Source organism: Pseudomonas laurylsulfativorans (assembly GCF_002906155.1).
GTDB classification, from domain to species: domain Bacteria; phylum Pseudomonadota; class Gammaproteobacteria; order Pseudomonadales; family Pseudomonadaceae; genus Aquipseudomonas; species Aquipseudomonas laurylsulfativorans.
Map to the genome: position 1 here is coordinate 245,574 of NZ_MUJK01000001.1, position 23,560 is coordinate 269,133.

At 58.0% G+C, this 23,560-nt stretch carries 27 protein-coding genes and 1 tRNA gene; 12 read left to right on the forward strand and 16 right to left on the reverse strand.

Features of this window, described 5'->3' with window-relative positions:
- Window positions 1–28: 28 nt before the first annotated feature.
- Complete coding sequence (locus B0D71_RS01085; protein WP_085715637.1) at window positions 29–223, forward strand: DUF7940 domain-containing protein; 195 nt, start codon at window positions 29–31, stop codon at window positions 221–223.
- Between the two features lie 109 nt (window positions 224–332).
- Here B0D71_RS01085 and B0D71_RS01095 read toward each other — a convergent pair whose 3' ends face one another.
- Window positions 333–710 carry a hypothetical protein gene (locus B0D71_RS01095; RefSeq protein ID WP_103393086.1) on the reverse strand — a complete coding sequence of 126 codons (378 nt, stop codon included), beginning with the start codon at window positions 708–710 and terminating at the stop codon, window positions 333–335.
- A gap of 259 nt (window positions 711–969) precedes the next feature.
- On the opposite strand from B0D71_RS01095, the gene B0D71_RS01100 reads away from it, so the two are divergent.
- Window positions 970–1,764 carry a DNA adenine methylase gene (locus B0D71_RS01100; protein WP_103393087.1) on the forward strand — a complete coding sequence of 265 codons (795 nt, stop codon included), beginning with the start codon at window positions 970–972 and terminating at the stop codon, window positions 1,762–1,764.
- A 113-nt stretch (window positions 1,765–1,877) separates the two neighbouring features.
- Here the strand turns inward: B0D71_RS01100 and B0D71_RS01105 are convergent, their stop codons facing one another.
- From B0D71_RS01105 to B0D71_RS01140, 8 genes are all read right to left on the reverse strand, one after another.
- Window positions 1,878–2,123: a hypothetical protein gene (locus B0D71_RS01105; protein ID WP_103393088.1), complete on the reverse strand. Its 246-nt coding sequence runs from the start codon at window positions 2,121–2,123 to the stop codon at window positions 1,878–1,880.
- A gap of 6 nt (window positions 2,124–2,129) precedes the next feature.
- Window positions 2,130–2,456 (reverse strand): hypothetical protein, encoded by a 327-nt coding sequence (locus B0D71_RS01110; RefSeq protein WP_103393089.1) that lies wholly within the window; start codon window positions 2,454–2,456, stop codon window positions 2,130–2,132.
- A 237-nt stretch (window positions 2,457–2,693) separates the two neighbouring features.
- On the reverse strand, window positions 2,694–3,029 hold the full coding sequence (locus B0D71_RS31175) for a hypothetical protein (RefSeq protein ID WP_133160909.1): 336 nt from the start codon (window positions 3,027–3,029) through the stop codon (window positions 2,694–2,696).
- Between the two features lie 303 nt (window positions 3,030–3,332).
- Complete coding sequence (locus tag B0D71_RS01120; RefSeq protein ID WP_103393091.1) at window positions 3,333–3,668, reverse strand: hypothetical protein; 336 nt, start codon at window positions 3,666–3,668, stop codon at window positions 3,333–3,335.
- A 326-nt stretch (window positions 3,669–3,994) separates the two neighbouring features.
- Window positions 3,995–4,516, reverse strand: a complete 522-nt coding sequence (locus B0D71_RS31180; protein ID WP_133160910.1) for a hypothetical protein — start codon at window positions 4,514–4,516, stop codon at window positions 3,995–3,997.
- Window positions 4,517–4,523: 7 nt separating this feature from the next.
- Window positions 4,524–5,303, reverse strand: coding sequence for a TIGR04255 family protein (locus B0D71_RS01130; protein WP_103393093.1), 780 nt, complete (start codon window positions 5,301–5,303; stop codon window positions 4,524–4,526).
- A gap of 594 nt (window positions 5,304–5,897) precedes the next feature.
- The gene (locus B0D71_RS01135; RefSeq protein ID WP_103393094.1) at window positions 5,898–6,107 is read right to left on the reverse strand and encodes a hypothetical protein; all 210 of its coding nucleotides are present in this window, start codon (window positions 6,105–6,107) and stop codon (window positions 5,898–5,900) included.
- 207 nt (window positions 6,108–6,314) lie between these two features.
- Window positions 6,315–6,402: transfer RNA gene (locus B0D71_RS01140), tRNA-Ser, on the reverse strand.
- A 123-nt stretch (window positions 6,403–6,525) separates the two neighbouring features.
- Here B0D71_RS01140 and B0D71_RS01145 point away from each other — a divergent pair.
- Complete coding sequence (locus B0D71_RS01145) at window positions 6,526–7,197, forward strand: Bax inhibitor-1/YccA family protein (protein ID WP_103393095.1); 672 nt, start codon at window positions 6,526–6,528, stop codon at window positions 7,195–7,197.
- A gap of 60 nt (window positions 7,198–7,257) precedes the next feature.
- Here the strand turns inward: B0D71_RS01145 and B0D71_RS01150 are convergent, their stop codons facing one another.
- Together B0D71_RS01150 and B0D71_RS01155 are read right to left on the reverse strand one after the other, a co-directional pair.
- Window positions 7,258–7,587 (reverse strand): YceK/YidQ family lipoprotein, encoded by a 330-nt coding sequence (locus B0D71_RS01150; RefSeq protein WP_103393096.1) that lies wholly within the window; start codon window positions 7,585–7,587, stop codon window positions 7,258–7,260.
- A gap of 56 nt (window positions 7,588–7,643) precedes the next feature.
- On the reverse strand, window positions 7,644–8,081 hold the full coding sequence (locus B0D71_RS01155) for an Lrp/AsnC family transcriptional regulator (protein WP_103393097.1): 438 nt from the start codon (window positions 8,079–8,081) through the stop codon (window positions 7,644–7,646).
- A gap of 136 nt (window positions 8,082–8,217) precedes the next feature.
- On the opposite strand from B0D71_RS01155, the gene B0D71_RS01160 reads away from it, so the two are divergent.
- Window positions 8,218–9,111, forward strand: a complete 894-nt coding sequence (locus tag B0D71_RS01160; RefSeq protein WP_103393098.1) for a DMT family transporter — start codon at window positions 8,218–8,220, stop codon at window positions 9,109–9,111.
- Between the two features lie 15 nt (window positions 9,112–9,126).
- Here the strand turns inward: B0D71_RS01160 and B0D71_RS01165 are convergent, their stop codons facing one another.
- Both B0D71_RS01165 and B0D71_RS01170 read right to left on the reverse strand, forming a co-directional pair.
- Window positions 9,127–10,176, reverse strand: a complete 1,050-nt coding sequence (locus tag B0D71_RS01165) for an FUSC family protein (RefSeq protein WP_103393099.1) — start codon at window positions 10,174–10,176, stop codon at window positions 9,127–9,129.
- 35 nt (window positions 10,177–10,211) lie between these two features.
- Complete coding sequence (locus B0D71_RS01170) at window positions 10,212–11,837, reverse strand: NADP-dependent glyceraldehyde-3-phosphate dehydrogenase (protein ID WP_103393100.1); 1,626 nt, start codon at window positions 11,835–11,837, stop codon at window positions 10,212–10,214.
- 266 nt (window positions 11,838–12,103) lie between these two features.
- On the opposite strand from B0D71_RS01170, the gene B0D71_RS01175 reads away from it, so the two are divergent.
- The 3 genes from B0D71_RS01175 to B0D71_RS01185 all read left to right on the forward strand — a co-directional run bounded on the left by B0D71_RS01175 (window position 12,104) and on the right by B0D71_RS01185 (window position 15,189).
- Window positions 12,104–12,490: a c-type cytochrome gene (locus tag B0D71_RS01175; protein ID WP_240635651.1), complete on the forward strand. Its 387-nt coding sequence runs from the start codon at window positions 12,104–12,106 to the stop codon at window positions 12,488–12,490.
- A gap of 21 nt (window positions 12,491–12,511) precedes the next feature.
- Complete coding sequence (locus B0D71_RS01180; RefSeq protein WP_103393101.1) at window positions 12,512–13,906, forward strand: D-arabinono-1,4-lactone oxidase; 1,395 nt, start codon at window positions 12,512–12,514, stop codon at window positions 13,904–13,906.
- Window positions 13,907–13,980: 74 nt separating this feature from the next.
- Window positions 13,981–15,189, forward strand: a complete 1,209-nt coding sequence (locus tag B0D71_RS01185; protein WP_165798696.1) for a DSD1 family PLP-dependent enzyme — start codon at window positions 13,981–13,983, stop codon at window positions 15,187–15,189.
- Between the two features lie 105 nt (window positions 15,190–15,294).
- On the opposite strand, the gene B0D71_RS01190 is transcribed toward B0D71_RS01185, so the two are convergent.
- Window positions 15,295–16,242 (reverse strand): SphA family protein, encoded by a 948-nt coding sequence (locus tag B0D71_RS01190; protein ID WP_103393103.1) that lies wholly within the window; start codon window positions 16,240–16,242, stop codon window positions 15,295–15,297.
- A 208-nt stretch (window positions 16,243–16,450) separates the two neighbouring features.
- Here B0D71_RS01190 and B0D71_RS01195 point away from each other — a divergent pair, with 208 nt between their 5' ends.
- A complete protein-coding gene (locus tag B0D71_RS01195; protein ID WP_103393104.1) occupies window positions 16,451–17,491 on the forward strand; it encodes an AraC family transcriptional regulator in 1,041 nt (346 codons plus the stop codon).
- A gap of 184 nt (window positions 17,492–17,675) precedes the next feature.
- On the opposite strand, the gene B0D71_RS01200 is transcribed toward B0D71_RS01195, so the two are convergent.
- Both B0D71_RS01200 and B0D71_RS31630 read right to left on the reverse strand, forming a co-directional pair.
- The gene (locus tag B0D71_RS01200) at window positions 17,676–18,512 is read right to left on the reverse strand and encodes an IS3 family transposase (protein ID WP_240635652.1); all 837 of its coding nucleotides are present in this window, start codon (window positions 18,510–18,512) and stop codon (window positions 17,676–17,678) included.
- Entirely contained in the window at window positions 18,509–18,814 is a 306-nt protein-coding gene (locus B0D71_RS31630) for a transposase (RefSeq protein ID WP_240635653.1), read from the reverse strand. Before B0D71_RS31630 ends, B0D71_RS01200 begins: the two co-directional genes overlap by 4 nt.
- A 156-nt stretch (window positions 18,815–18,970) precedes the next feature.
- On the opposite strand from B0D71_RS31630, the gene B0D71_RS01205 reads away from it, so the two are divergent.
- From B0D71_RS01205 to B0D71_RS01220, 4 genes are all read left to right on the forward strand, one after another.
- Window positions 18,971–19,858 carry a Dyp-type peroxidase gene (locus tag B0D71_RS01205; RefSeq protein ID WP_103393105.1) on the forward strand — a complete coding sequence of 296 codons (888 nt, stop codon included), beginning with the start codon at window positions 18,971–18,973 and terminating at the stop codon, window positions 19,856–19,858.
- Between the two features lie 16 nt (window positions 19,859–19,874).
- Complete coding sequence (locus B0D71_RS01210; RefSeq protein ID WP_103393106.1) at window positions 19,875–20,843, forward strand: Gfo/Idh/MocA family protein; 969 nt, start codon at window positions 19,875–19,877, stop codon at window positions 20,841–20,843.
- A 226-nt stretch (window positions 20,844–21,069) separates the two neighbouring features.
- Window positions 21,070–21,822, forward strand: coding sequence for a GntR family transcriptional regulator (locus B0D71_RS01215; protein WP_103393107.1), 753 nt, complete (start codon window positions 21,070–21,072; stop codon window positions 21,820–21,822).
- The gene (locus B0D71_RS01220) at window positions 21,819–23,549 is read left to right on the forward strand and encodes a fumarate reductase/succinate dehydrogenase flavoprotein subunit (protein WP_103393108.1); all 1,731 of its coding nucleotides are present in this window, start codon (window positions 21,819–21,821) and stop codon (window positions 23,547–23,549) included. The genes B0D71_RS01215 and B0D71_RS01220 overlap by 4 nt, the downstream gene beginning before the upstream one ends.
- Window positions 23,550–23,560 lie beyond the last annotated feature (11 nt).

Genomic DNA, 23,560 nt, shown 5'->3' on the forward strand with positions numbered 1-23,560 from the left:
CCTTTCCCAACACCCGAGGCAACAAAATATGCAACTGATTAGTAATTGGAAAGATGGTCTGAAGATGTCCAGCGTTCAGGCTGGCGGTGCGATTGCAGCGCTGGGCATTGCTGAGCAGATGCTGCCTCAGTTGCAGGCGGTACTGCCGCCTGCAGCCTACGGCGTTCTGGGCATTCTGGTGATGCTGGCACGGGTGATCCTGCAGCCCAAGCTGAGTAACTAGCGAGGGACTGGCGCGAGCTCAAAGAATTGTTGCCATCACCGGCACCGGCGATCAAGGATTGATCGCCCTGGCTGCGTGTTAGGTCTATGGACGGGCGTTGATGGCGGATTTACCTGTCGCCCGGTAACCCGAGGGGCTGATCTGTGCAAGTGAGGGCGCGTAGCTTTGCGGTGAGCTCGCTGATGTGCTTGTCTTTGGCCATCAACTCCCAGTTGCTCCGGTTTTCGATCTCGGTCGAGAGCCTGTTCGCATCTGCCGCTTCAGCTTTGGCAGTGGCCAATTGAGAGCGAAGCCTGTCGCGCTCACCGATCGCCTCGGCATGCATTTCGACCAGCTTGAATATTTTCTCGCGCGCCTGGCGCAGCTGCAGAGTCAGTTCCTGAACTTCGTTCTCGAGCATTCGAAGCTGATGCCGGCAGGTATCGAGCGGCGTCGGGCAGCCAAGCCAGTCGCTGGTGTCTTCGATTTCGTACGGATCCACGGTCATACCTTACAGATACTGGTTTTATATACAGTAGTTGAGGCGTGACGATTAGGCGAGATCAAGGTGACGAACTGCTGGGCCATTCCGGCTTCGTAGCCTCAACACTAAAGTAAAAAGAGCGACCGAGCTGGGTGCGTCAACACCCAGCTTGGCCGCCATCCCTGCAGATTGTCCCTGCAAGTCCAGCCAAGGCTCTTGCTCCGTGCACAAAGCGCGGAGAGCCTAGCACCTGTTTATATATACAGTAAAGGTCTTGCTATCTATGTCCACACCCATCATTCCTTGGATGGGCGGCAAACGCCGCCTGGCCGACCGCCTCATTCCACTTTTTCCACCTCACGAGTGCTACGTTGAAGTCTTTGCCGGCGGTGCCGCGCTGTACTTCATGCGGCCCCAGGCGGCGCCCGTTGAAGTCCTCAACGACATCAATGGCGACCTGGTGACGCTGTATCGCGTCGTGCAGAACCACCTCGAAGAGTTCGTGCGCCAGTTCAAATGGGCGCTCAGCTCGCGTCAGGTATTCGAGTGGCAGAAGATGACCCGTCCCGAAACCCTCACCGACATCCAGCGCGCCGCCCGATTTTTCTACCTGCAGCACCATGCCTTCGCAGGCAAGGTCACCGGGCAGACCTTCGGTACCGCGACCACTGGCCCGGCCATCAACCTGCTGCGGATCGAGGAAAACCTCTCGGCCGCCTGGCAGCGGCTGTCCGGTACCTACGTGGAAAATCTGCCCTGGCTGGAATGTGCCGAGCGCTATGACCGACCGCATACTTTCCACTACATGGACCCGCCGTATTGGCAGACCGCTGGCTACGGCGTGGACTTTCCGTTTGAGAACTACGAGCGGATGGCCGACTTCATGCGGCGGTGTAAGGGCAAGGTGATGGTGAGCATCAACGATCACCCGGACATTCGACGAGTGTTTGAGGGCTTTCATTTTGAGACGGTGGATATCCGGTACAGCACGTCGAACCAGCGGCAGGGGAAGGCTGAGGTCAGCGGGGAACTGGTGATCATGAATTGGGAGCCGGCAGCATTAGGCGGGCTTTTTTAACAACAGGTATAAGTTGAATAGGCCTTCGAGGGGGGAAGCTCGGGGCCCATTATTTTCTGCTGTGTTCTCTTGGATCAGGGCGCGCAATGCTTCTTCCTGAATGCCCTCGCCGATCATTGCTCCAGCACCACCAGGCGCACCGTGGCCGCCTGCTCAAAGGCCAGGTACAGCCCTTCGAGACTCGCCGCGTTCAGCGCCCGGACCGTTTCCAGCCCCAGGGCAAAGCCTTCGGCGCGGTCCGCCGCGCGCGCGCAGTCGGCCGCCGTGCGCGCCTGGGCGATGGCGCCCAGCAGTTTCAGCGCGCGGGCGCGCACCGCTGACGGTAGGTTCAGCGCGGCCAGCGGGTCATGCCCGTTCATGCCCGTTCATGCCAATTCCGCAGGCACCACGGATTCTGGTCCGCCCAGCGCCGTCGCCTGATCAACAAAGGTCTCTGCTTGGGCTTTGGTCAGCGCGCCTAGGTGGGACAGGCTAAACAGCCACGCAGCGAGGCGCAGCGCACAGCTCGGTTCCTGACGGGCGACCTCATCCAAGCGGTTAAACAGCTTTTCCGTTTGGCTCTGCGAGGATTCCTTAAGGCACTCGGGCTTCTGCACGGCGGCGATGTCCTCGGCCAACGCGGCAACGTCCGGGGCAAGCGCCCGCAGATCCTGTAGGCGCTGTTCAACGTAAGGCGTGACGGGTAATGGCATGGGGGCTTTTCCTTTTCGAGTAAGCGGCCCCCCACGGCGTAAAACCAGGGGCGGGGGGCTGGTGGTCCAGTGTATGGGGTGGTGGTAGCCGTGGCCAATCAAAAAGGCCCTCACATTTGGCGTTAGTGTGTGGGCCTGTTCAACATAAACGCCGCTATACGAAGCCTCAGATAGGAAACGTAGACGCGTATGCTGCTTTCAACGCTTCCAATCAGCCACTGGCCCTATTTGTATCAGTCAATGCGTAATGCGAAGAGAGCTGGGCGGACCACCAATAAGATCCAGCCCCTTAGCCGTTAGTAATACACCGGTAGCCCAGTAGGAATGACCAGTGCCAGAAACATATTTTTCAGACTCAAGAAAGCGGACACACAGCGCAGCAAAAACGTGCTGAGGCATGTGTTCCGTCTCAACATGCCGATTATAAACATCGTTTGTTTCGACATGAGCCGGGCCATCAGCAAGACCCAAATCATCAAAGTGAAGATCAATAGGCCGCGGAAAAGCATCCGCCAGAGCCGACAGTACACGCGTTACGACGCGATCAAATTCGGCAGCATTTTTCAGATCCATTGGAGAAGCTCTTTAGCAGGATTGGGGAAACGAGTGTAAACCATGGCCTCGCATAATGGGCGCTATGGCTAAATCCTCGCCGGGAGCTCCTTTCAGGCGGAAAAGTCTTTTCAGTAAGGGGCAAAACTTTTCCGGTAGCGGATCGCGTTACGGTTATCAACACACCGAGCCTTTGCTGTGGCGGGGGGCATCTCTGCGCGGTTAGGTGCGCTCGTCCTCAATCTGCCCATCTCAGCTCAGTGGTTATGAGCCTTATTGCTAGGGGCAATAGGTTGGGGAAAGAATTTTAGATTGTCGCCGGTTCTATTTTAAAGTCCGCACACGGAGCAGTGGTTTCGTTCCGATATTGTTTTGGATGAAAATCTCGATGGTTCCTATTTCGTCATCTACGCCCTTGATCTCGTCGTTATAGACGTCAGCAGTGATGTTGTTTTGTTGGAAGAGTTTCAATATTTCTTTTTTTTGATGTTGTAGGGATGCCAAATGACTAACCGCCATTTTTAAGGCTTGCAATGTGGTTTTTCGATATTCCACTTGGATGGAATCATTGAGCTGTAAAAGTTCTTCGGTATACTCACCAAATTTAGTGCGTGTTGCCATCATGCCGTTAGCAGCTTCGAACCTTAGATGCTGGCTCATAATGTAATCGCACGGATTTACGATGTAAGGCCCCTTAGCTTCATTCTTTGGCCAGTCATTATTTTTGCGAGAATTGCAACTGCCGCAACAGTAGTATAGATTCTGATAGTCGCATTCTAAGCTGGCAAATTTTGGTATGCCCTTAGGGCGATAATGGTCAACTCCAAAGTTCAAGTTTGGTGCGCTGCTGTCAGGCTGTCGGCAATAAACACAAGTCCTTGAGAATTCGTGTTGTAGATAACGCTTATAAGTTTGATAGCGTTTAAATAGTTTTGGGGTCAAAGACCTTGTGTGCTTCGACTTCGGATACTGGAAAACAGTGAGATTCAAGTCGGCAGCCCCAGCCTTTTTGCGCGATCAAGTATAGATTGCTCGACAGATTTTATAGAGTCAATAGATGCCTCTAGGTGGCTTATCTGCTCAACGGATACTCTCGGTGCACGCTCGATTAATCTGGAGTTGAGGATTTCAAGGCGTGCAATCATTTCTGCAGAAATTGAGTCATTTGCATATTTAATGGCAAGAAGCTTTATACGGTCTTCAGCGATCTTGCTTATCTCCAAATCTCTTCCTTGAACTTGTCGTTCATTAACAAGAGGGCGGAGTAATCGAACATCTGCGCTCTTCGGAAGGAGAGATGTAGCGTCATTCTGCGGAGAGGTTTTTGGAACCTTTTCCGTACCATCGATATCCGCAGCGGCAAAGTTTAAACCGGCATACCTAGTTGTTAAAAACTGTGTAGCGCCCAGGTCGAAGTTTTCTTTTGGAGGGTTTCGCCCCAAAGCGGCTTGTGAGGCATAAAAAATTGACGGGGCCGGCGCTGGGGTAACATCTACGTAATAGTCCATGATCAAATCATCCCTTCCGAGTCTTGTTATCTGCGGATAAAGCGTTTCTTGCCTTATCAGTAATAGACCAGTCGAACAGATCAAATGCTTGGCGATGCATAATATCGAGAGCAGCAGCAGTATCAGACAGTGAAACCTCTGAGCGGTACGTATCAATGTCTATTAAATAGTCAGGTTTAGGCGGTGCATCGTTGGTGCGATTAAGCTGAATTCCATGTTGAAATAAGCATCCACCGTCTTCAGCCAATAACTGCATTCTGCCGCCAAAATCACTTATTCCTGCGAAAAGTTCGGAGGTTATGGGGGCTGTTAATGCGGGATTTATCCAATTGGTAATGTCTTCATCTTCACTTTTCAATACATTGATATATCGAAGTCCGATGCGAGTGAAGAAGTCGGAGTCAATTACCTTTTCAGCGGCCTCCAGAACTTGAAGAACACGCTCGCGAAGATTTTCGAAGCCCGAATAAGCAGTGGTTTCAATCGATAGAGCATTCTCTTTTAGCGAGATGCTCCAGCCGCCTTTAGTAGATCTTAAAATGTGTATATTGCTAGAGCCGGTATTTCCTGAACCAATGCCAAGCGTGAACTCATTGTTCAACTCTAACAACGGGTAATCTTTACGCAGCGCTTTGACGAATGATGCAGGCGGACGCTGTTCGCCTAGTTCCATGAGAGTTGGAAAACGTAGCTCGCAAACAGCCTGTTTCAAAAAATTACGCTTATAGCGATTTTCATTGTCAGACCGAGTACGTACTAAATCGTCAGCTTTCCAACGTGCGCTCATGATGGTCTCATCGCTAGGTACAAAAGGCGGCCATGATGGCACGGATTCCCAGTAGTGTCAGTATTGTCACGGGGTTCGCTCACACCAATCATCGAAAATCAAGCCGGTCCTGGCAGTATAGACGCCAGTTCCCAACAGGAGAGGCATGCCCTACGTGCATGGGAGATCTGGGCTTGTCGGTAGCTCCACTCAACGACGTAGTGGCGCTCGCACCAATGCGGTATTGAGCCTGGTGTAGTGTCGACCTCAATCCTTCTCCTTCGCTATCAGCCGTGCCAAGCCTTGCTTGATAAAACCAGCGTTGTCCCCAATTCGCGCCAAAGCAGTCTGGCAGCGACAGTGCCCGTGATTGGAGCCGAAAGTGGTTGCTTGAATTTTGCTGCAGACAACGTCGGAGGATCGTGCTGAGGCAGGAGGGAGAAAGGGAGTTGGTACAGAGCTGGTACGCGGGTTACAGAGTAAGGCTTTTTGGCCTTTATTTGCGGGAGGTGGAAGATGAGTCAGTCCGATCCATCATTGGGCCCGCTTCACTAGGCTCGCGACAGGTCTCGCTCAGCAGATATGACGTCGGGGATCAGGGCTGGAGACGGGAAATCACTCAGGTGTCATGAGCACCGCGAGTGTCATCTTGATGAAATCCTCATTCTTGTCGATGGCCTCCAGAGCGCCGCGCACATTGTCGGCGACGTCGGCCGATCCGCGCATCTCCACCCAATTTGAAAGCTCCAGGATGGCGGCCTCAAGCGCGAGCTGGTTTTCGTTGAGCTTGAATAGCAGGGAAGGGAGCAGGTCTGAGTTTGGCATCGTGAATCCTCCGTGGAGTTTTCAGCGTAGCAGCAGGATTTCTCGGACGGTGATCGGGGGTGTTGGCAGGATGCGAGAAGGCGGGGAAAACGGGAGAGTTTTGTAACGACACCCGAAAAGTTTTGTAACGCTTCGGGTGTGGTCGGATTTTCGCCAAATCCCAGAAACGAAAAAGCCCTGAAAAATCAGGGCTCTAACGTATAAAGATGGCGGAGGCGATGGGATTCGAACTCATGGACCTGTTACAGTCGACGGTTTTCAAGACCGTTGCCTTAAACCACTCGGCCACACCTCCGTTTGCGTTGCGGGCGCCATAATACCTGAATGAAACACACTGTCAAACTCTCTGCATAGCTTGTTACAGGGCGTCTGTTATGATCTTTGCGACTGAACGTTTCAAACCAACAGGAGTGTCGCCATGCGCGAACAGGATTACGCAGTTAATAACAGCGTGCAGGCTGAGCAGCTAGAGGTTAGCCGCGTCCTGCGCAACACATACGGCTTGCTCGCCCTGACCCTGGCTTTCAGCGGTGTGATGGCCTTCGTTGCCCAGCAGATGCGTGTTGGCTACCCGAATATTTTCGTGGTGCTGATCGGCTTCTACGGTCTTTTCTTCCTCACCAACAAACTCCGTGACTCGGCCTGGGGCCTGGTGTCGGCATTTGCCCTGACCGGTTTCATGGGGTTCCTGCTCGGCCCGATCCTCAACCGTTACCTGGGTATGCAGGGCGGCGCTGAAGTGGTCAGCTCGGCATTTGCAATGACGGCGCTGGTGTTCGGCGGTCTGTCGGCGTATGTGCTGATCACCCGCAAGGACATGAGCTTCCTCGGCGGTTTCATCACGGCAGGCTTCTTCGTGCTGCTAGGTGCGACGCTGGCGGGCATGTTCTTCCAGATCAGCGGCCTGCAACTGGCGATCAGCGCAGGTTTCGTGCTGTTCTCCTCGGTCTGCATCCTGTTCCAGACCAGCGCCATCATTCATGGCGGCGAGCGTAACTACATCATGGCCACGATTAGCCTGTATGTATCGATCTACAATCTGTTCATCAGCCTGTTGCAGCTGTTCGGCATCATGGGTCGCGATGACTGATCATTGGCCCTGAAGTAAAAAACCCGCCAAGGCGGGTTTTTTATTACCTTAAATTCAGGACTACTCGACTATGACAATGCTGCCGTCGGCTTGCTGGCGATAGATGGTGTAGGGCAGCAGCAGTGTATCCATCGCTCCGGACACGACCACATCCAGCAGCACAATAGCCGGGGCAGGACCATGTACCTGTGCATCCCGACCCTCTTCGAGGGGCGCGTTCAGGTAGCAAAAGTCGTAGGTTACGCCGCTATAGATTCGCGGTACCGCACCGCAATAACTCTTTTGTTCCTTGAGGCTTTTCGAGGCCACGTCGTCACTGCGCACAACCGTCTGAATCGTGCCGCAACCCGCAAGAAGCACCGCCACCAGTAGCATTGCCTGAGTTTTCATGCCGTCAATCCTTCGCCGGAAACCGCCAATCTACTTCAGTCCGAAACAAATATCACTCACGCCATGGGCGGCAACCGGCGCTTGACCGGGGTTTTCTTGACGATTGCGGTATTGGTTTCAGCGTGGGTGTTGAGGCGGTCGAGCAGGGTATCCAGTTGTTCCATCGAGCGCACATGCAGGCGCGCGATGAAGCAATCGTCACCGGTGACCTTGTCGCACTCGGTGAATTCGGGAATGGCCATGATTTGCCGTTCCACTTCCTGCAATTGCCCCGGCAACGGACGAATGCGCACGATGGCCTGGAGTTGATAGCCAAAGCATTTCGGGTCGATTTCAACGGTGTAGCCCTTGAGTACGCCTCGCTCTTCCAGGCGGCGCAGACGCTCGGCAACACTGGGGGAGGACAGGCCGCTGATCTGTGCCAGAGCCTTGAGCGAGCGTCGCGAATCTTCCATCAGGGCCGTGATCAGCATCTGGTCGATGTCATCGGTCATGGCGATACCCTCTATTAGGCATTTTTTCAAAAGTGCCTTTATAAAAAAGGTCGATCCAGAGTTTAGCCTGCTTTTTGCTATGGAGTGACGCCTGGGTGCATTGGCATACTTTGCCTACAAACACAGGAGTCTGATGATGGACAAAACCCTACGCCGCGGCTCGTTCGAAATGACGGCCGCCATGCTGATCTCCGGTACCATCGGCTGGTTCGTGCTGGTGTCCGGGCAACCGGTGCTGGATGTGGTGTTCTGGCGCTGCCTGTTTGGTGCCGGCACCCTGCTGCTGATTTGCGCGGCCTTCGGCTTTCTGCGCCCCGGCATCCTGACCCGCACCACGTTCTTGCTCGCCGTGCTCAGCGGTGTGGCGATTGTCGGCAACTGGGTGCTGTTGTTCGCGTCCTATTCCCGGGCGTCAATTGCCATCGGCACCGCTGTCTATAACGTCCAGCCGTTCATGTTGGTCGGGCTGGCGGCGCTGTTTCTCAATGAAAAGATCACGACGCAGAAGCTGGTCTGGCTGGGTGTGTCGTTCCTCGGGATGCTGGCAATCGTCAGCGCCCATGGCAGCCAGGGCGAGAGCGGCAGCGATTACCTGACGGGGATTGTCCTGGCGTTGGGCGCGGCGTTTCTGTACGCGATTGCCGCGTTGATCATCAAGCGCCTGACCGGAACCCCACCGCATTTGATCGCGCTGGTCCAGGTCAGCACAGGCGTGCTGTTGCTCGCGCCCTTCGCGAATCTCTCCGTATTGCCCCAGGCGCCGAGCGCGTGGGCCAGCCTGGTGACGCTGGGCATGGTGCACACCGGTGTGATGTACGTGTTGCTGTACGGCGCCATTCAAAAACTGCCGACCGCGCTGACGGGGGCGCTGTCCTTCATCTACCCGATTGCGGCGATTTTCGTTGACTGGTTTGCCTTCGGCCATCGCCTGGAGACACTGCAATGGATCGGGGTCGCGGCGATTCTGCTGGCCGCTGCCGGCATGCAACAAGGCTGGTCGCTGAAGTTTCGGCGCACGGTGACGCAGTAACCCGCGACCCAGGCGTCAGATGTTCCAGCGCGGCGCGCTCTTGGCCAAGCGCTGGCGCATCTCGCCGATGTTGCTGGCCAGTTGTTGAGTCAGCAGGCGATAGCCGTCCAGCGTGTTGTAGACCGGTGCATCAAGGCTGATCAACGGCAAATCCATGGGCCGGTTGAGCCGCTGGGCAGCACCTGATTTCAGCGCCCGGGCCATGCCGATCAATTGCACGCGAATCTGTCGATGTTCGGCTTTGAGTGCCGTTTGCAGCAGCCTCATCGCCTCGGGGTCATTGGCATCCGGTCGGGTATTGCCGAGGATTTCCAGGGTGCTGACGCACATGCGCAGGTTGCGCTGGATGGCATCGAGTTCGGTCATGGAGATCTTCACCTCCTTTGACACCGACGGCATCAGTGAGCGAAGTTGCACCATCGCCGCGTTCAGGCGAGTCATGAGCTTGAGGTGTTCGTCGGCGGTGATGGCCTGGCCGTCAATGATGCGTCCGTAGATTTTCGCGCAATCACGCAGCGCATCGGCCAGGTTGTAGCGCCAGGAATAAACGGCATACAGCGGCAAGGCAAAGGAAAACGCCAGGGCCAGGGCAATGCCGATCAGGATGTCCACCCCGCGCCACAAACCATCGGTGACCGGGTTGTCACCGTGCCCCGCGACGATAAACACGGTAATCGCCGACAGCAGCGCGGTGTAGCCGCCCTTGCCGATGGCGTGATACGAGAAAAAACCGCAGACCACCGACATCGCGAAATAGGTCAGCCACGGCATCCCTAGCCAGGCCTGTTGTACCACCAGCACCAGGCCGACTCCGGCGCCGATCAAGGTGCCTATGGCACGCTCGGCGGCTTTCTTGCCGATGTTGCCGTGGTGCTGCAAGCCGCCGATCACCACCAGCATCGTCACTGACGCCCATTCACCGTGGGGCAGATTGATCCCGGTGGTGAGCAGGATTGTCGCCAGCAAGCCGAGCGACACCCGTACCGCATGGATCACCCGGGCATGGCGATAGCGCCGGTACGGGTCCAGCAATGGACGCAGCAATCGGCGCAGTAGCGGTGGCAATCGTTGGGCTCTGGATGTACTCAGGCTGGCGCTCCTCAGAAGATGTAGTCGGTGGTCAGGAAGCTCGAACTACGGCCGCTGATGATCTCGCTGATCAGGTCCTTGTTGGTCTCCTGGAACTTGGTCGCGACCAGGGTGCGGATCGAAAACACCCGCAGTGCGTCATGGACCGACAAAGTGCCTTCGGCGGAGTTCTTGCGACCATTGAAAGGATAGGTGTCCGGGCCGCGCTGGCACTGGGCATTGAGGTTGATGCGCCCGACCTGGTTGGCGAAAGTGTCCACCAGCCGGCCGACCGCCACCGGGTTGGTGCCGAAGATGCTCAACTGCTGGCCGAAGTCCGACTCCAGCACGTAATCGATCACGGTATCCAGATGCCGGTACGGCACGATGGGGATGACCGGGCCGAACTGTTCTTCCTGATAAATGCGCATCTGCGGCGTGACCGGGTACAGCACCGCCGGGTAGAAGAACGACGCACGTGCCTCGCCGCCGTTTGGGTTGACTACCTTGGCGCCTTTGCTCTCGGCATCCGCCACCAGGGCATGCAGATAATCGACCTTGCCCGACTCCGGCAGTGGCGTCAGGGCCACGCCACTTTCCCAGGGCATGCCGGGTTTGAGGTTGGCGAGCCGGGCATTGAATTTGTCGATGAAGGACTCGACCACGTCCTCGTGAACAAACAGGATCTTCAAGGCCGTGCAACGCTGGCCATTGAATGACAGCGAACCGGTCACCGCCTCGCTGACCGCGTTGTCCAGATCCACTTCCGGTAGGACGATGCCGGGGTTTTTCGCATCCAGGCCCAGCGCCGCGCGCAAACGGTGAGGTTTGGGGTGGAGTTTTTTCAGATCGCTGGCGGCCTTGTTGGTGCCGATGAAGGCAAAGATGTCGATCTTCCCGCTGGCCATCAGCGCACTGACCGTCTCGCGGCCGCTGCCGTAGATGACGTTGATCACCCCGGTCGGGAAGCTGTCGCGGAAGGCTTCCAGCAGCGGGCGAATCAACAGCACGCCGAGTTTGGCCGGCTTGAACACCACGGTGTTGCCCATGATCAGTGCCGGGATCAGCGTGGTGAAGGTTTCGTTCAACGGATAGTTGTAAGGCCCCATGCACAGGGCGACGCCCAACGGCACGCGTCGGATCTGGCCGAGGGTGTCCTGTTCCAGTTCGAAACGACTGGAGCGGCGATCGAGCTCTTTGAGTGCGTTGATGGTGTCGACGATGTAGTCGCAGGTCCGGTCGAACTCCTTTTCCGAGTCCTTGAGGTTCTTGCCGATCTCCCACATCAGCAACTTGACCACGGCGTCGCGCTGCTCGCGCATGCGCCCCAGGAAGGTTTCGACGTGCTGAATGCGTTCGGCCACGCGCATGGTCGGCCACAGGCCCTGACCGCGGTCGTAGGCGCGCACTGCGGCGTCGAGGGCGGTCAACGCGGTGTCGGCATCCAGCAGCGGCGTGCTGCCGAGGATCACTTGCTCGTCGCCATTTGGCCCGCTCAGGTACACCGGGCTACGGACCTGGGCCAGTGGCCCGCTCCAGGTTCTCAGTTCGCCATCGACCAGGTACTCACGCTGCTCGGTCTGGCCGTCAAGGCGGTACTTTTCCGGGATGTCGGCGGGGCTCGGGAACAGGTTCTGGAGAATATTGGCTGTGGTCATGTCGCTACCCCTCTGGATTGGGTGATGCACTGATGAATCGTTTTAGCAGACCTCAGCAACGCTTGTCATGACTCATCTCAGGGTTTTGCCGTACAGGGTGATCGATCGTGCATTGACCGACGCCTTCCGTCATGGCCTCAGAAGCGCCCCTTGTTGGCCCCCAATGCCCTCAACCCGCCCACGCGGGGTGCCTTAATGTTGACTCTCCTTGATCACAACAAAAAAAGCTGGACCCGGCTGGCCGGGCAGCCAATGAGAGGACAGCCATGCGGGCAAGCCGATTAACTGAAAAGCCTAGCCTTTGTTTGGCCTTGGTGGGGTGTGTCTTTGCAGCGTTGCTGGCGGGGTGCGGGGAAGAGCCGAAAACCCCGCCAACCCGCAGCGAAGCAGGCGCTGCGAGGCCCGCCGACGCCGAGCTGGCGCAGGTCTACGACAACAGCTGCAAGCTTTGCCACGCCAACCCGTCGGCCGGGGCGCCGCTGACCGGCGACATCAAGGCCTGGGAGCCACGGGTGTTGCAGGGCGCGGACACGCTGCTTGATCACGCGATCAACGGTTACAACGGCATGCCGCCGATGGGCATGTGCATGCAGTGTTCGCAGGAGCAGTTCCTGGCGCTGATTGCCTTTATGTCCGGCCAGCAAATCCAATAACAAGAAGGCAGGGTGCGATTCATGACGATGGACCTGACACGACGTCAATTGTTGCAACGGGCGAGCGTCATTGGCGCCTTTACCGCGCTCGGCTCAACGCCGGCACTGGCCGAGTTGCTGCGCGCACCACGACTGATTCCCTGGCGCAACTGGTCGGGCGCCCAGAGTTGCCTGCCGGCGGCGCGGCTGGCGCCGAGGAACCTGGATGAGTTGACGCAAGTGGTGCGCCAGGCCCCCGGCAAGATTCGTCCGGTGGGCTCGGCGCATTCCTTCAGCGCACTGGTGCCCACCGACGGCACCTTGCTGTCGCTGAGTTATTTCACCGGGTTGCTCGATCACGACGGGAAAACGCTGCAAGCCGAGTTCGCCGCCGGCACACCCATGTCACGCATGGGCTCGCCGCTCAAAGATATCGGCCAGGCCCTGCAAAACATGGCCGACATCGATTACCAGACCCTTGCCGGTGCGATCTCGACCTCGACCCACGGTACCGGCAAGAACTTTCAATCCTATTCGGCGCATGTCTGTGGCTTGCAGTTAGTGACCGCCAGCGGCGAGGTAGTGGACTGCGACAGCACGCGTCATCCTGAAGTGTTCAACGCGGCACGGGTGTCGCTGGGCGCACTCGGGGTGGCCACGAAAATTCGTCTGCAGAACCGCCCGGCCTATCGCTTGAGGGAGCGCCAGTGGATTGCCAAGACCGAAGAGTTGCTCGAAGACCTGGACAAGAACACCCGGGAAAACCAGCACTGGGAAATGCTCGTGGTCACCCATTCCGACTACGCCTTGTCGATCGCCCTGAACGAAACCACCGACCCGGCCACGCCGCCGGTCCCGGCGGATGAGGAGGGTGGCAACGAGTTTGTCACGCTGATCGAGAAGATCGACAAATACGCCAGCGACTTCCCGGACCTGCGTCGCACCCTGCTCAACAGCTTGCGCCACCTGGCCAGTTTCGATGACCGGGTGGGCGACTCGTTCGACATCTACGCCAACGTGCGCACGGTGCGTTTCAACGAAATGGAGTATTCCGTGCCGGCCGAATACGGCCCGGCGTGTTTGCGCGAGATCCTCAAGCTGATCCAGGACAAGGACCTGCGCACCTGGTTTCCAATCGAATACCGTTACGTCAAGGCCGACGACATTCCCCTGAGCATGTTCGAAGGCCGCGACAGCTGCTCGATCTCGGTGCACCAGCACTACCAGATGGATCATCACAACTTCTTTGCCGCCATCGAGCCGATTTTCTGGAAGTACAACGGCCGGCCGCACTGGGGCAAGTTGCATACCCTGAACGCGAAAAACCTGCAGCCGTTGTACCCGCGCTGGCAGGAATTCATCCAGGTGCGGCAGGAACTCGACCCCAGCGGCAAGTTTCTCAATGCGCATTTGTCATCGATTCTGGGGGTGAACTGATGGCCGTCAATCGCCGCAATTTCTTGCTCGGCACGGCAGGTGTCGGCGCCTTGTTGGTGGGGCTCGGGGCGTGGCTGCGGCCGGGTGACCGAGGTGCGCCCTATAACGATTACTTCCGTACGCTGAACCGCGAACTCAAGGACCACGGCCCGATGCGACCGGTGATGCTGATCGACCTTGACCGGCTCGATCACAACATCGATGTGGTGATGCAGTCGGTCAAGCGCGGTGGCAAACACCTGCGGCTGGTGGAGAAATCGCTGCCGGCGCCGGGGCTCTTGAGCTACATCGCCCAGCGTGCCGGCACGCAACGCCTGATGTCGTTTCACCAGCCGTTTCTCAATCATGACGCCGTGCAGTTTTCCGAGGCCGACATTCTGTTGGGCAAGCCGCTGCCGGTGCGTTCGGCCGAGTTGTTTTATCAGTCGCACAAGGGGCCTTTCGACCCTTCGAAGCAGTTGCAATGGTTGCTCGATACGCCGCAACGCCTGCAGCAATACCTCGCCCTGGCTCAGGGGCTGGGCACGCGAATGCGAGTGAACATCGAGCTGGATGTCGGGCTGCATCGCGGTGGCGTCAGCGATCTTGGCGTACTCGGGCAGATGCTGACGCTGATCAGCCAGCACCCACAGCATTTGGAGTTCGCTGGGTTCATGGGCTACGACCCGTTCGTGGGCATGGGGGTGCCGGGGATTCTGGGCTCGCCTGAGGAACTGTTCGCCAAGGTAATGCTGATCTACAACCGCTGTGTCGATTTCACCCGTCAGCAATACCCCGCTTTATGGCGAGAAGGGTTGACCCTCAACACGGCCGGCAGCCCGAGCTATCGCATGCACGAGCACGAACAGCTCAGCAGCGAAGTGTCGGTGGGAACGGCGATGCTCAAGCCCACTCACTATGATTTGCCGTTGTTGGTGGAACATGTGCCAGCGGCTTATATCGCTACGCCGGTGTTGAAAAGCACCGGGGCGGTAAACATTCCGGCGCTGGATGACAAGTCCAGGCTGTTTTCCTGGTGGGACACCAATCAGCGCGAGACCTTTTTTATCTATGGCGGTAACTGGATGGCGGAGTTCGAATCGCCACCGGGGTTGCAGAGCAATGGTGTGTATGGCCGCAGCTCGAACCAGGAAATGGCCAATGGTTCGGCGGCGGTGGGGTTGGCGGTTGAGGATCAGGTGTTCTTGCGGCCGACCCAGACGGAGTCGGTGTTGTTGCAGTTTGGGGATTTGCTGGCGGTTCGGGGTGGGAAGATTGTGGATACCTGGCCGGTGTATTCCTGAGGGTTTTTCTGTGGCTGTGCCGCCGCTATCGCTGGCAAGCCAGCTCCTACAAGGGCAACTCTGCACCCTGTAGGAGCTGGCTTGCCAGCGATAGCGTCAGTTCAGTCAAAACGCATAAGGAATACTCACCTTCGCCCAAAGCATTTCCCCTTCAGGCCGGTTTTCCACGTCGAACTCCTTGGCCCAGCGAATCTCCGCGCTGGCGTATTTGAGAAAGGTCCAGTGCAGCGCCGGACCGATCGCGAACACCTGGCCGCGCACCCCGTCGTTCACGTCTTCGCCATTGAACTGCACGGTGTGGCCGAACTGTTTGTCGTCGGTGGTTTGCTTGAGGTAGTAGCCGTTCAACCCGAGCATCAGGTCGTCGGTGATCTTGAAACTGGCCGAATAGTCGAAGTGGAAAATCTGCCCTGACTTGTAATCGGTGTCCTTGTTTTTTTCGTTGAAACTGTAGGTGGTCTTCATCGACACCTCAGTTCTGTCCGTCGGCAGCCAAGTGAAGGAGAACAGCGGTTTGTAGGTGTAGAAGTTGTTGCTGGTATTGGCCAGGCGATCGACGCTGTATTCGCCGGTCGGCACCGTGACTTCAATGGCGGCGCCGAGGGTCAGGCTCGGGCCCATGTCCCAGAGAATAATCGGCGCAACCGTGGTGTCGCCCATGCCTTCGCGGGTGTCCTGCGGCAGGCCGAACACCGAGACTTCCTGCTTGAGCCAGGGCTGCGCGATGTAGCCGGCCAGCCGGCCGCCAAACACGCGCACCGGGCTGAGGTAATCCAGGCGCGGAATGACCGCCGTGGATTCGATCTCGACGTTCGGCACCTTGCCGCCGAACGAGCTGATGTTCAGCTTCGTGGCCTTGTAGTGGTTGTAGTAAAGGTTGAACGCAACCATGTTGTCCGGAAGGCTGTCGGGCGAAAGCGGCAACATGAAGTAGCCGTCGGTGCCGGGGCCGATGTTGTCCACGCCAGCCTCGGTGGCCAGTGCCGATTGCAGTGCGCAGACGCCGGCCAGGCTGATGACCAGTAGGGGAAGTGTCGTGCGGGTCGGGATCATGGGTGTACTCGTTATTATTGTTAGCGGGCTTTTCGGCATCCATACGAGGGCCGCCACATAGAAATAAGCTGTCTGCGCCCTGCAAGGCAGGGTATTGGCGGCCATTTAGGGGGACTTCTGCGGACAGCCTTTGAACCCTGTGCTAACTTCCTTCGACATAACCGGTTACAAAAATAAGAATGCAGCTTGACCCGGAATGTATAGCCCCATGCAAATGAAAGTGACTGATCCCACCTTTGAATTGGCGCTGGTGTCGCCGTTTCTCCTGCAAACCCTGGCCGAAGTCGCCGAGCAAAAAGGCATCGATCCCGAGAGCCTGTGTCGTGGGTTGGGTTTCAACTTCGAAGACCTTCAGGACCCCGCGCAGCGCATTTCCTATCGCCAGGCCGTGGCCATGATTCAACGCGCGCTCAAAGCCTTGCCCAACCAGGGCCTGGGCTTGTGGGTCGGTGCGCAGAATGTGCTCGGTACGCTGGGGTTGCTGGGGCATGTGTTGTCGCTGTGCAAGACCCTGCGCGATGCCTTTGAACTGGGCATTCGTCATCAACACACATCGGGCGGCATTGTCGTATCGAGTGTGGAGGAGGCGGGTGACCGGGTGTTTGTCGACGTTGAATGCCGCTTGCCGTTCGCCGACGTGCAGTTGTTCGCAGTCGAAGAGTTTTTCGCCAGCCTGCTGGTGTACGGCCGGGCGCTGGCCGGGGTGGATTTCAAACCGATGGCCGTGGAATTCATGCATGCCGCGCCGGACTATCTCAACGAATATTCGCGACTGCTGGGGCCGGACGTGCGTTTCGGTTGCCTGCAAAACCGCATGGTGATCGATGCGCACTGGCTGGACGTTCAGTTGCCCAATCATCATTCCCTGGCCCTGCGTCAGGCGGTGAAACTGCTCGAACTGGAAGCGGCGCAGGTGCACCAGAAAATGGATCTGATCCAGGCGGTGGAACGGGCGATTGCCCGGGACCTGACCGAGGGCAGCCACATCGAGAAAATCGCCGGCGACCTGAACATGAGCAGCCGCACCTTGCGCCGCCGCCTCACCGAGCACGCGCTGACGTTCGAAACGCTGCTGGAGCAGGTGCGCCAGGCCCGCACGATGAGCCTGCTGGCCAACCCGGACATGTCCATCGAGCGCATCACCGAGGAGGTCGGCTACAGCGACGTGCGCAGCTTCCGCCGGGCTTTCAAACGCTGGACCGGCATGAGCCCGAGTGCGTTTCGCCACGAAAGCCCCAGCGTGGTTTGATCTTTTGTGGTGTGCTGCTTCTGTGGCGAGGGGGCTTCTGTGGCGAGGGGGCTTGCCCCCGTTGGAGCGCGTAGCGCTCCCCTCTATTTTCAGTCATACCGAGTCGGCAGGTTTTGGGGCTGCTTCGCAACCCAACGGGGGCAAGCTGAACTGGTCAAGTAATCCCGGACACCGATTACGGTGTTTATGCCGCTTTTTGCTCCATAGCTATTGGCGACAGGTAGTTGTTATAGCTGTGGAGCCTGGTGCGGTTGTAGTACATGAAGAAGCGCACCATGTCGGTTTTTGCTTCCTCGACCATGCTGTAGCCGCTGCGGGGAACCCATTCTGATTTCAGTGTGCCGAAAAAACGCTCTGTTGGAGCGTTGTCCCAGCACTGTCCGCGATGACTCATGCTTTGCAAAATGCCGTGGCGGGCCAGTTCTTCTTGAAACTTGCGGCTGGTGTACTGACAGCCCTGATCCGAGTGGAACATCAGCCCCGGCGGGCAGGTTCGTACCTCTGTCGCCATGCGTAGCGCCTTGCTGACCAAGTTGGCGTCATTGACTAGAGAGAATGCCCAGCCAATGACTCGACGAGCAAACAGGTCAATTACGATGGCCAGGTGAACCCAGCGCTTGCCCACCATCAAACTGGTAACGTCGCCACACCAGACCTGATCAACAGCAGTCGGTTTGAAGTTGCGTTTGAGTCGATTAGGCGCAACAAATGCTTCAACCCCCTTGGACCTGAATGGATGCGGCTGGCGTTGTTTACTGACAATGTTTGCCTCCCTCATCAGCGCTCTGACAAGACTCCTTCCGACCGCTATGTTTTGCGAATTCAGGCCCTTGCTGATCATCCTGGAGCCCATGGCTTCACGGCTTTCGCTGTGAAGCTCAACCACTTTCAGCTTGAGCTCCTCGCGTCTGACCTGCGGCTTGGCGAGCCGCTGAAGCCACTCATAAAAGCTGCTGCGCTTCACATCGAAAACACGACACAGCAAGGCGGTCGGGAATGACTCTCTAAGCTCCGCAATCATCGAAAACGATCGGGATCCGACATCAAGAGAGCGGTAGCCTTTTTTAAGATCTCGGCTTCCATCTCCATGCGCTTGATCTTGGCTTTTAACTCCTGGATCTGGCGCTGATCCTCGGTAATCGCCTTGGTGCCTTTGACTGGCTGTCCCTCGCGTTCCTTGCGAACCTGATCGACCCAGCGCCGTAAAGCGGTGGGCCCAATATCCAGCGATGCACAAACATCTGGAACCGGACAGTTATCATCAAGCACCATGCTGGCAGCCTGAAGCTTGAACTCGCGGGTGTAGACCTTTCTTTCGTTCATGGAACCTCCAAGTTGGCGAAATCATATCGCCCTTAAGAGGTGTCCGGAATAATTAGGCCAGTTCAAGCCCCCTCGCCACAGAAGCCCTTCGGCCTCCGATGGCACACAAACCTTCGTACTCCGGTTAAACTCCGTGCTCTTTTTCAAGGAGTTCATATGAGTCATTACCAGCCGGGCATTCTCGCCACCCCCGTTCCGCCTCAAGCCCGTCATATGTTCTTCGCTCTCGAATCGGTCGAGGCATTGCCGGTCGCGCTCGACAACTTGATGCAGCTGGTGGACGGGAAATCGGCTGTCGTCGGTTTTGGTGAATCGCTGGTCAATGCACTGCACGCTCAGATCGATGGCTTGCGAACCTTTCCGGCGTTGACCGGTGTCGGCGTCGACAATCCGTCTACCCAACACGCACTGTGGTGCTGGCTGCACGGTGAAGACCGTGGTGAGTTGCTCAACCGCAGCAACGCCATTACGGCGGCATTGGCCCCGGCGCTGCGCCTGGTGCAGATGAACGAAACCTTCCGCCACATGACCGGCCATGACCTGACCGGCTACGAAGACGGCACCGAGAACCCCCACGACGAAGCCGCAGTTGCCGCCGCCCTGGTGGCTGAGGGCGCCGACGGCACGGTCGGCGGCAGTTTCGCCGCGATCCAGCAGTGGCAGCATGACCTCAAGGGCTTCCACGCGATGCCGTCCCATGAGAAGGACAACATCATGGGTCGCCGCTTGAGCGATAACGAAGAGATCGACGACGCGCCGGTTTCCGCCCACGTCAAACGTACCGCCCAGGAAAGCTTCGCGCCTGAGGCCTTCGTGGTGCGCCGCTCGATGCCGTGGATCGAAGGCGAGCGTGCCGGCCTGATGTTCCTCGCCTTTGGTTTTTCCCTTGATGCCTTCGAAGCCCAGCTGCGCCGCATGAGTGGCCTGGAAGACGGCATCACCGACGGTTTGTACCGCATCAGCCGTCCGATCACCGGTGGCTACTACTGGTGCCCGCCGCTCAAGGACGGTCGACTGGACCTGCGCGCATTGCGCATCGGTTGAGGATCAAGGAGAACCTATGAACCTGGTCCGCTGGGGCATGATCGGTTGTGGCAGTGTCGCTGAACGCAAAAGCGCGCCGGCCTTCTACAAGGCCCCAGGATCGGCGTTGGTGGCGGTGATGGGCCGACGCCTGGAAGCCGTCACTGACTACGCCGCGCGCCACGGCATCGCGCGGGTCTACACCGATGCGCAAGCGTTGATCAACGATCCCGAGGTCGACGCGGTGTACATCGCCACGCCGCCCGACAGCCATCACGCTTACGCCTTGCAGGTGGCCGCCGCCGGCAAGCATTGCTGCGTCGAAAAACCGATGGCGCTGAACGCCGGGCAAAGCCGTGAGATGCAGCAGGTGTTTGCCGATGCCGGGCTGCACCTGTTCGTGTCCTATTACCGGCGTTCACTGCCACGCTTCCGGCAAGTGCGGCAATGGCTGGAAGAGGGGCGGATCGGCGAGGTCCGGCACCTGAGCTGGACCCTCACCAAAGCCCCGTCGGCGGCGGATCAGAACGGCGCCGATAACTGGCGCACCGATCCGGCGATTGCCGGTGGTGGTTACTTTGCCGATCTGGCCAGCCATGGCCTGGACCTGTTTCAGTACCTGCTCGGCGATATCGTCGAAGTCGCCGGGTTCACCGCACGGCAAGCCGGTTTGTACGCCGCCGAAGATGCTGTCAGCGCCTGTTGGCGGTTCGCCTCGGGAGCGATGGGCATGGGTTGCTGGAACTTCGTTGCAGACCGTCGTGAAGACCGGGTCGAAGTAATTGGCAGCAAAGGCCGGATCACGTTCTCAGTGTTCGATGAGCACCCGGTCGAGTTGCACGCCGATGAACACCTGAGCCTGACCATCGAGCATCACGCCCACATTCAGTGGCACCACGTATTGGGCATGAATGCGCATATTCGTGGCGAGGCGCAGCATCCGGCGGTGGCCGGGGAAGCGCTGAAGACCGACTGGGTGATGGACCAGATTCTCAAGCGCCACTGATTCTTCAGGTCACACCCCCTGTAGGAGCGAGCCTGCTCGCGATGGTCGTCAACGATAACGCTGGAAGTCTGACACCCCACGGCGTTCTCGGGTTTATCGCGAGCAGGCTCGCTCCTACAGTTTTGGATTGCTTCGCGCATCTAACCTTATGCACATTCGGTATTTCTCAAGCCTGCCATAACCTCTCTAAGATCACGTCATAACTCGTTATAACAAGTGATCTGCCATGACCGATAACGTTCTATCCCTGAGCAGCGTCCCGTTGCACACCCAGCTGCGAGACGTGCTGCGCGCCCGCATTCTCGACGGCGAATATCCACAAGACAGCCAAATGCCTTCCGAAAGCGAGCTTGGCGCATTGTTCAAGGTCAGCCGCATCACCGTGCGCCAGGCGTTGGGTGATCTGCAAAAAGAAGGGCTGATTTTCAAGATCCACGGCAAGGGCACCTTCGTCGCCAAGCCGAAAACCTTCCAGAACGTCAGCACCCTGCAAGGCCTGGCCGAGTCCATGACCGGGCGCGGCTATGAGGTGATCAACCGTCTGCGCAGTTTCAAATTCATTGCCGCCGACAAGCTCGTGGCCGAGCGTTTGCAGGTGGCCGAAGGCGAGATCGTGGCGCAGGTCAAACGGGTGCGCTTGATCAACCGTGAGCCGATTTCCCTGGAAATCACCTACCTGCCCAAGGCTATTGGCGAGCGCCTGGAAAAGGCTGACCTGGTCACCCGCGACATCTTCCTGATCCTGGAAAACGACTGCGGCCTAGCCTTGGGACACGCCGACCTGGCCATCGATGCGGTACTGGCCGACAGCGACCTGACCCAGGCACTGAACGTCGAACCCGGCTCGCCGATCATGCGCATCGAACGCCTGACCCACGATATCAACGGTCGGCCGCTGGACTTCGAACACCTTTACTACCGTGGCGATGCCTTCCAGTACCGCCTGCGGATCGACCGGCAAAAAGGGGAGCAGGCATGACGCGCAGCACGTTGGAGCAGGAATACGACATCGTTGTCATTGGCGGCGGCACCGCCGGCCCCATGGCGGCGATCAAGGCCAAGGAGCGCAACCGCGACCTACGGGTGTTGTTGATCGATAAGGCCAACGTCAAGCGCAGCGGCGCGATCAGCATGGGCATGGACGGCCTGAACAACGCGATCATTCCCGGCCACTCGACGCCGGAGCAGTACACCAAGGAAATCACCATCGCCAATGACGGCATCGTCAACCAGGCCGCGGTGTACGCCTATGCCACCCACAGCTTCGAGACTATCGAGCAACTGGACCGCTGGGGCGTGAAATTCGAGAAGGACGAAACCGGCGACTACGCGGTGAAAAAGGTCCACCACATGGGCGCTTATGTGTTGCCGATGCCGGAAGGGCATGACATCAAAAAAGTCCTGTACCGCCAGTTGAAGCGTGCGCGAGTGAGCATCACCAATCGCCTGGTCTGCACCCGTTTGCTCACGGATGAAGAGGGCGCGGTCAACGGCGTAATGGGCTTCGATTGCCGCACCGCTGACTTCCATGTGATCAAGGCCAAGGCGGTAATCCTCGCCTGCGGCGCCGCCGGACGCCTGGGCTTGCCGTCCTCGGGCTACCTGATGGGCACCTACGAAAACCCGACCAATGCCGGCGACGGCTACTCGATGGCCTACCACGCCGGGGCCGAGCTGGCGAACCTGGAGTGCTTCCAGATCAACCCGCTGATCAAGGATTACAACGGCCCGGCCTGTGCCTACGTCACCGGACCCTTGGGTGGCTACACCGCCAACAACAAGGGCGAACGCTTCATCGAGTGCGACTACTGGAGCGGGCAGATGATGTGGGAGTTCCACCAGGAGCTGGAAAGCGGCAATGGCCCGGTGTTTCTCAAACTCGATCACCTGGCCGAGGAAACCATCCAGAACATCGAAGAGATCCTGCACAGCAACGAGCGCCCGAGCCGTGGCCAGTTCCATGCCAATCGCGGCACCGACTACCGCACGCAGATGGTCGAGATGCACATCTCCGAAATCGGCTTTTGCAGCGGGCATTCGGCGTCGGGGGTGTGGGTCAACGAAAAGGCCGAGACCTCGGTCAAGGGCCTGTACTCGGCTGGCGACATGGCAGCCGTGCCGCACAACTACATGCTCGGCGCGTTCACCTACGGCTGGTTCGCCGGCAACAACGCGGCGGATTTTGTCGCCGGGCGTGAGTTTTCCGCACTGGATGCCCGGCAGATCGAAACCGAAAAACAACGGGTCTACGCGCCGCTGGACCGCGAACATGGCCTGCCACCGGCCCAGGTCGAGTACAAGCTGCGGCGCTTCGTCAACGACTACCTGCAACCGCCGAAAGTGACCAAGAAGATGCAGATCGGCCTCCAACGCTTCAGCGACATCCAGCGCGACCTCGACCAGATCAAGGCCCACAACGCCCACGAGCTGATGCGCGCCATGGAAGTCAGCATGATCCGCGACTGCGCCGAAATGGCTGCCCGCGCTTCATTGTTCCGCGCCGAAAGCCGCTGGGGGCTGTACCACCATCGCGTCGATCACCCACAACGCAACGACCGCGACTGGTTCTGCCATTGCCACCTGAAGAAGGACGAAAACGGTTTGATGAGCAGTTTCAGGAAAGCCGTCGAGCCTTACATCATCCCGCTGGACGCCGACGAGATGCAGGCCTACGACCGGCTGCGGGTCGGTGCCGATGCGGCTTGATGCCGACAACA

Excerpts from the sequence above, each read along its gene's own strand:
- B0D71_RS01155 (WP_103393097.1), bottom strand. The coding sequence starts at position 8,081 with ATGACCGATGACATCGACCAGATGCTGATCACGGCCCTGATGGAAGAT.
- B0D71_RS01215 (WP_103393107.1), top strand. The coding sequence starts at position 21,070 with ATGACCGATAACGTTCTATCCCTGAGCAGCGTCCCGTTGCACACCCAG.
- B0D71_RS01105 (WP_103393088.1), bottom strand. The coding sequence starts at position 2,123 with ATGAACGGGCATGACCCGCTGGCCGCGCTGAACCTACCGTCAGCGGTG.
- B0D71_RS31180 (WP_133160910.1), bottom strand. The coding sequence starts at position 4,516 with ATGGACTATTACGTAGATGTTACCCCAGCGCCGGCCCCGTCAATTTTT.
- B0D71_RS01120 (WP_103393091.1), bottom strand. The coding sequence starts at position 3,668 with ATGAGCCAGCATCTAAGGTTCGAAGCTGCTAACGGCATGATGGCAACA.
- B0D71_RS01205 (WP_103393105.1), top strand. The coding sequence starts at position 18,971 with ATGAGTCATTACCAGCCGGGCATTCTCGCCACCCCCGTTCCGCCTCAA.
- B0D71_RS01190 (WP_103393103.1), bottom strand. The coding sequence starts at position 16,242 with ATGATCCCGACCCGCACGACACTTCCCCTACTGGTCATCAGCCTGGCC.
- B0D71_RS01195 (WP_103393104.1), top strand. The coding sequence starts at position 16,451 with ATGCAAATGAAAGTGACTGATCCCACCTTTGAATTGGCGCTGGTGTCG.
- B0D71_RS01100 (WP_103393087.1), top strand. The coding sequence starts at position 970 with ATGTCCACACCCATCATTCCTTGGATGGGCGGCAAACGCCGCCTGGCC.
- B0D71_RS01175 (WP_240635651.1), top strand. The coding sequence starts at position 12,104 with ATGCGGGCAAGCCGATTAACTGAAAAGCCTAGCCTTTGTTTGGCCTTG.
- B0D71_RS01220 (WP_103393108.1), top strand. The coding sequence starts at position 21,819 with ATGACGCGCAGCACGTTGGAGCAGGAATACGACATCGTTGTCATTGGC.
- B0D71_RS01150 (WP_103393096.1), bottom strand. The coding sequence starts at position 7,587 with ATGAAAACTCAGGCAATGCTACTGGTGGCGGTGCTTCTTGCGGGTTGC.
- B0D71_RS01110 (WP_103393089.1), bottom strand. The coding sequence starts at position 2,456 with ATGCCATTACCCGTCACGCCTTACGTTGAACAGCGCCTACAGGATCTG.
- B0D71_RS01130 (WP_103393093.1), bottom strand. The coding sequence starts at position 5,303 with ATGAGCGCACGTTGGAAAGCTGACGATTTAGTACGTACTCGGTCTGAC.
- B0D71_RS01170 (WP_103393100.1), bottom strand. The coding sequence starts at position 11,837 with ATGACCACAGCCAATATTCTCCAGAACCTGTTCCCGAGCCCCGCCGAC.
- B0D71_RS01135 (WP_103393094.1), bottom strand. The coding sequence starts at position 6,107 with ATGCCAAACTCAGACCTGCTCCCTTCCCTGCTATTCAAGCTCAACGAA.
- B0D71_RS01095 (WP_103393086.1), bottom strand. The coding sequence starts at position 710 with ATGACCGTGGATCCGTACGAAATCGAAGACACCAGCGACTGGCTTGGC.
- B0D71_RS01145 (WP_103393095.1), top strand. The coding sequence starts at position 6,526 with ATGCGCGAACAGGATTACGCAGTTAATAACAGCGTGCAGGCTGAGCAG.
- B0D71_RS01085 (WP_085715637.1), top strand. The coding sequence starts at position 29 with ATGCAACTGATTAGTAATTGGAAAGATGGTCTGAAGATGTCCAGCGTT.
- B0D71_RS01210 (WP_103393106.1), top strand. The coding sequence starts at position 19,875 with ATGAACCTGGTCCGCTGGGGCATGATCGGTTGTGGCAGTGTCGCTGAA.
- B0D71_RS31630 (WP_240635653.1), bottom strand. The coding sequence starts at position 18,814 with ATGAACGAAAGAAAGGTCTACACCCGCGAGTTCAAGCTTCAGGCTGCC.
- B0D71_RS01180 (WP_103393101.1), top strand. The coding sequence starts at position 12,512 with ATGACGATGGACCTGACACGACGTCAATTGTTGCAACGGGCGAGCGTC.
- B0D71_RS01200 (WP_240635652.1), bottom strand. The coding sequence starts at position 18,512 with ATGATTGCGGAGCTTAGAGAGTCATTCCCGACCGCCTTGCTGTGTCGT.
- B0D71_RS31175 (WP_133160909.1), bottom strand. The coding sequence starts at position 3,029 with ATGGATCTGAAAAATGCTGCCGAATTTGATCGCGTCGTAACGCGTGTA.
- B0D71_RS01160 (WP_103393098.1), top strand. The coding sequence starts at position 8,218 with ATGGACAAAACCCTACGCCGCGGCTCGTTCGAAATGACGGCCGCCATG.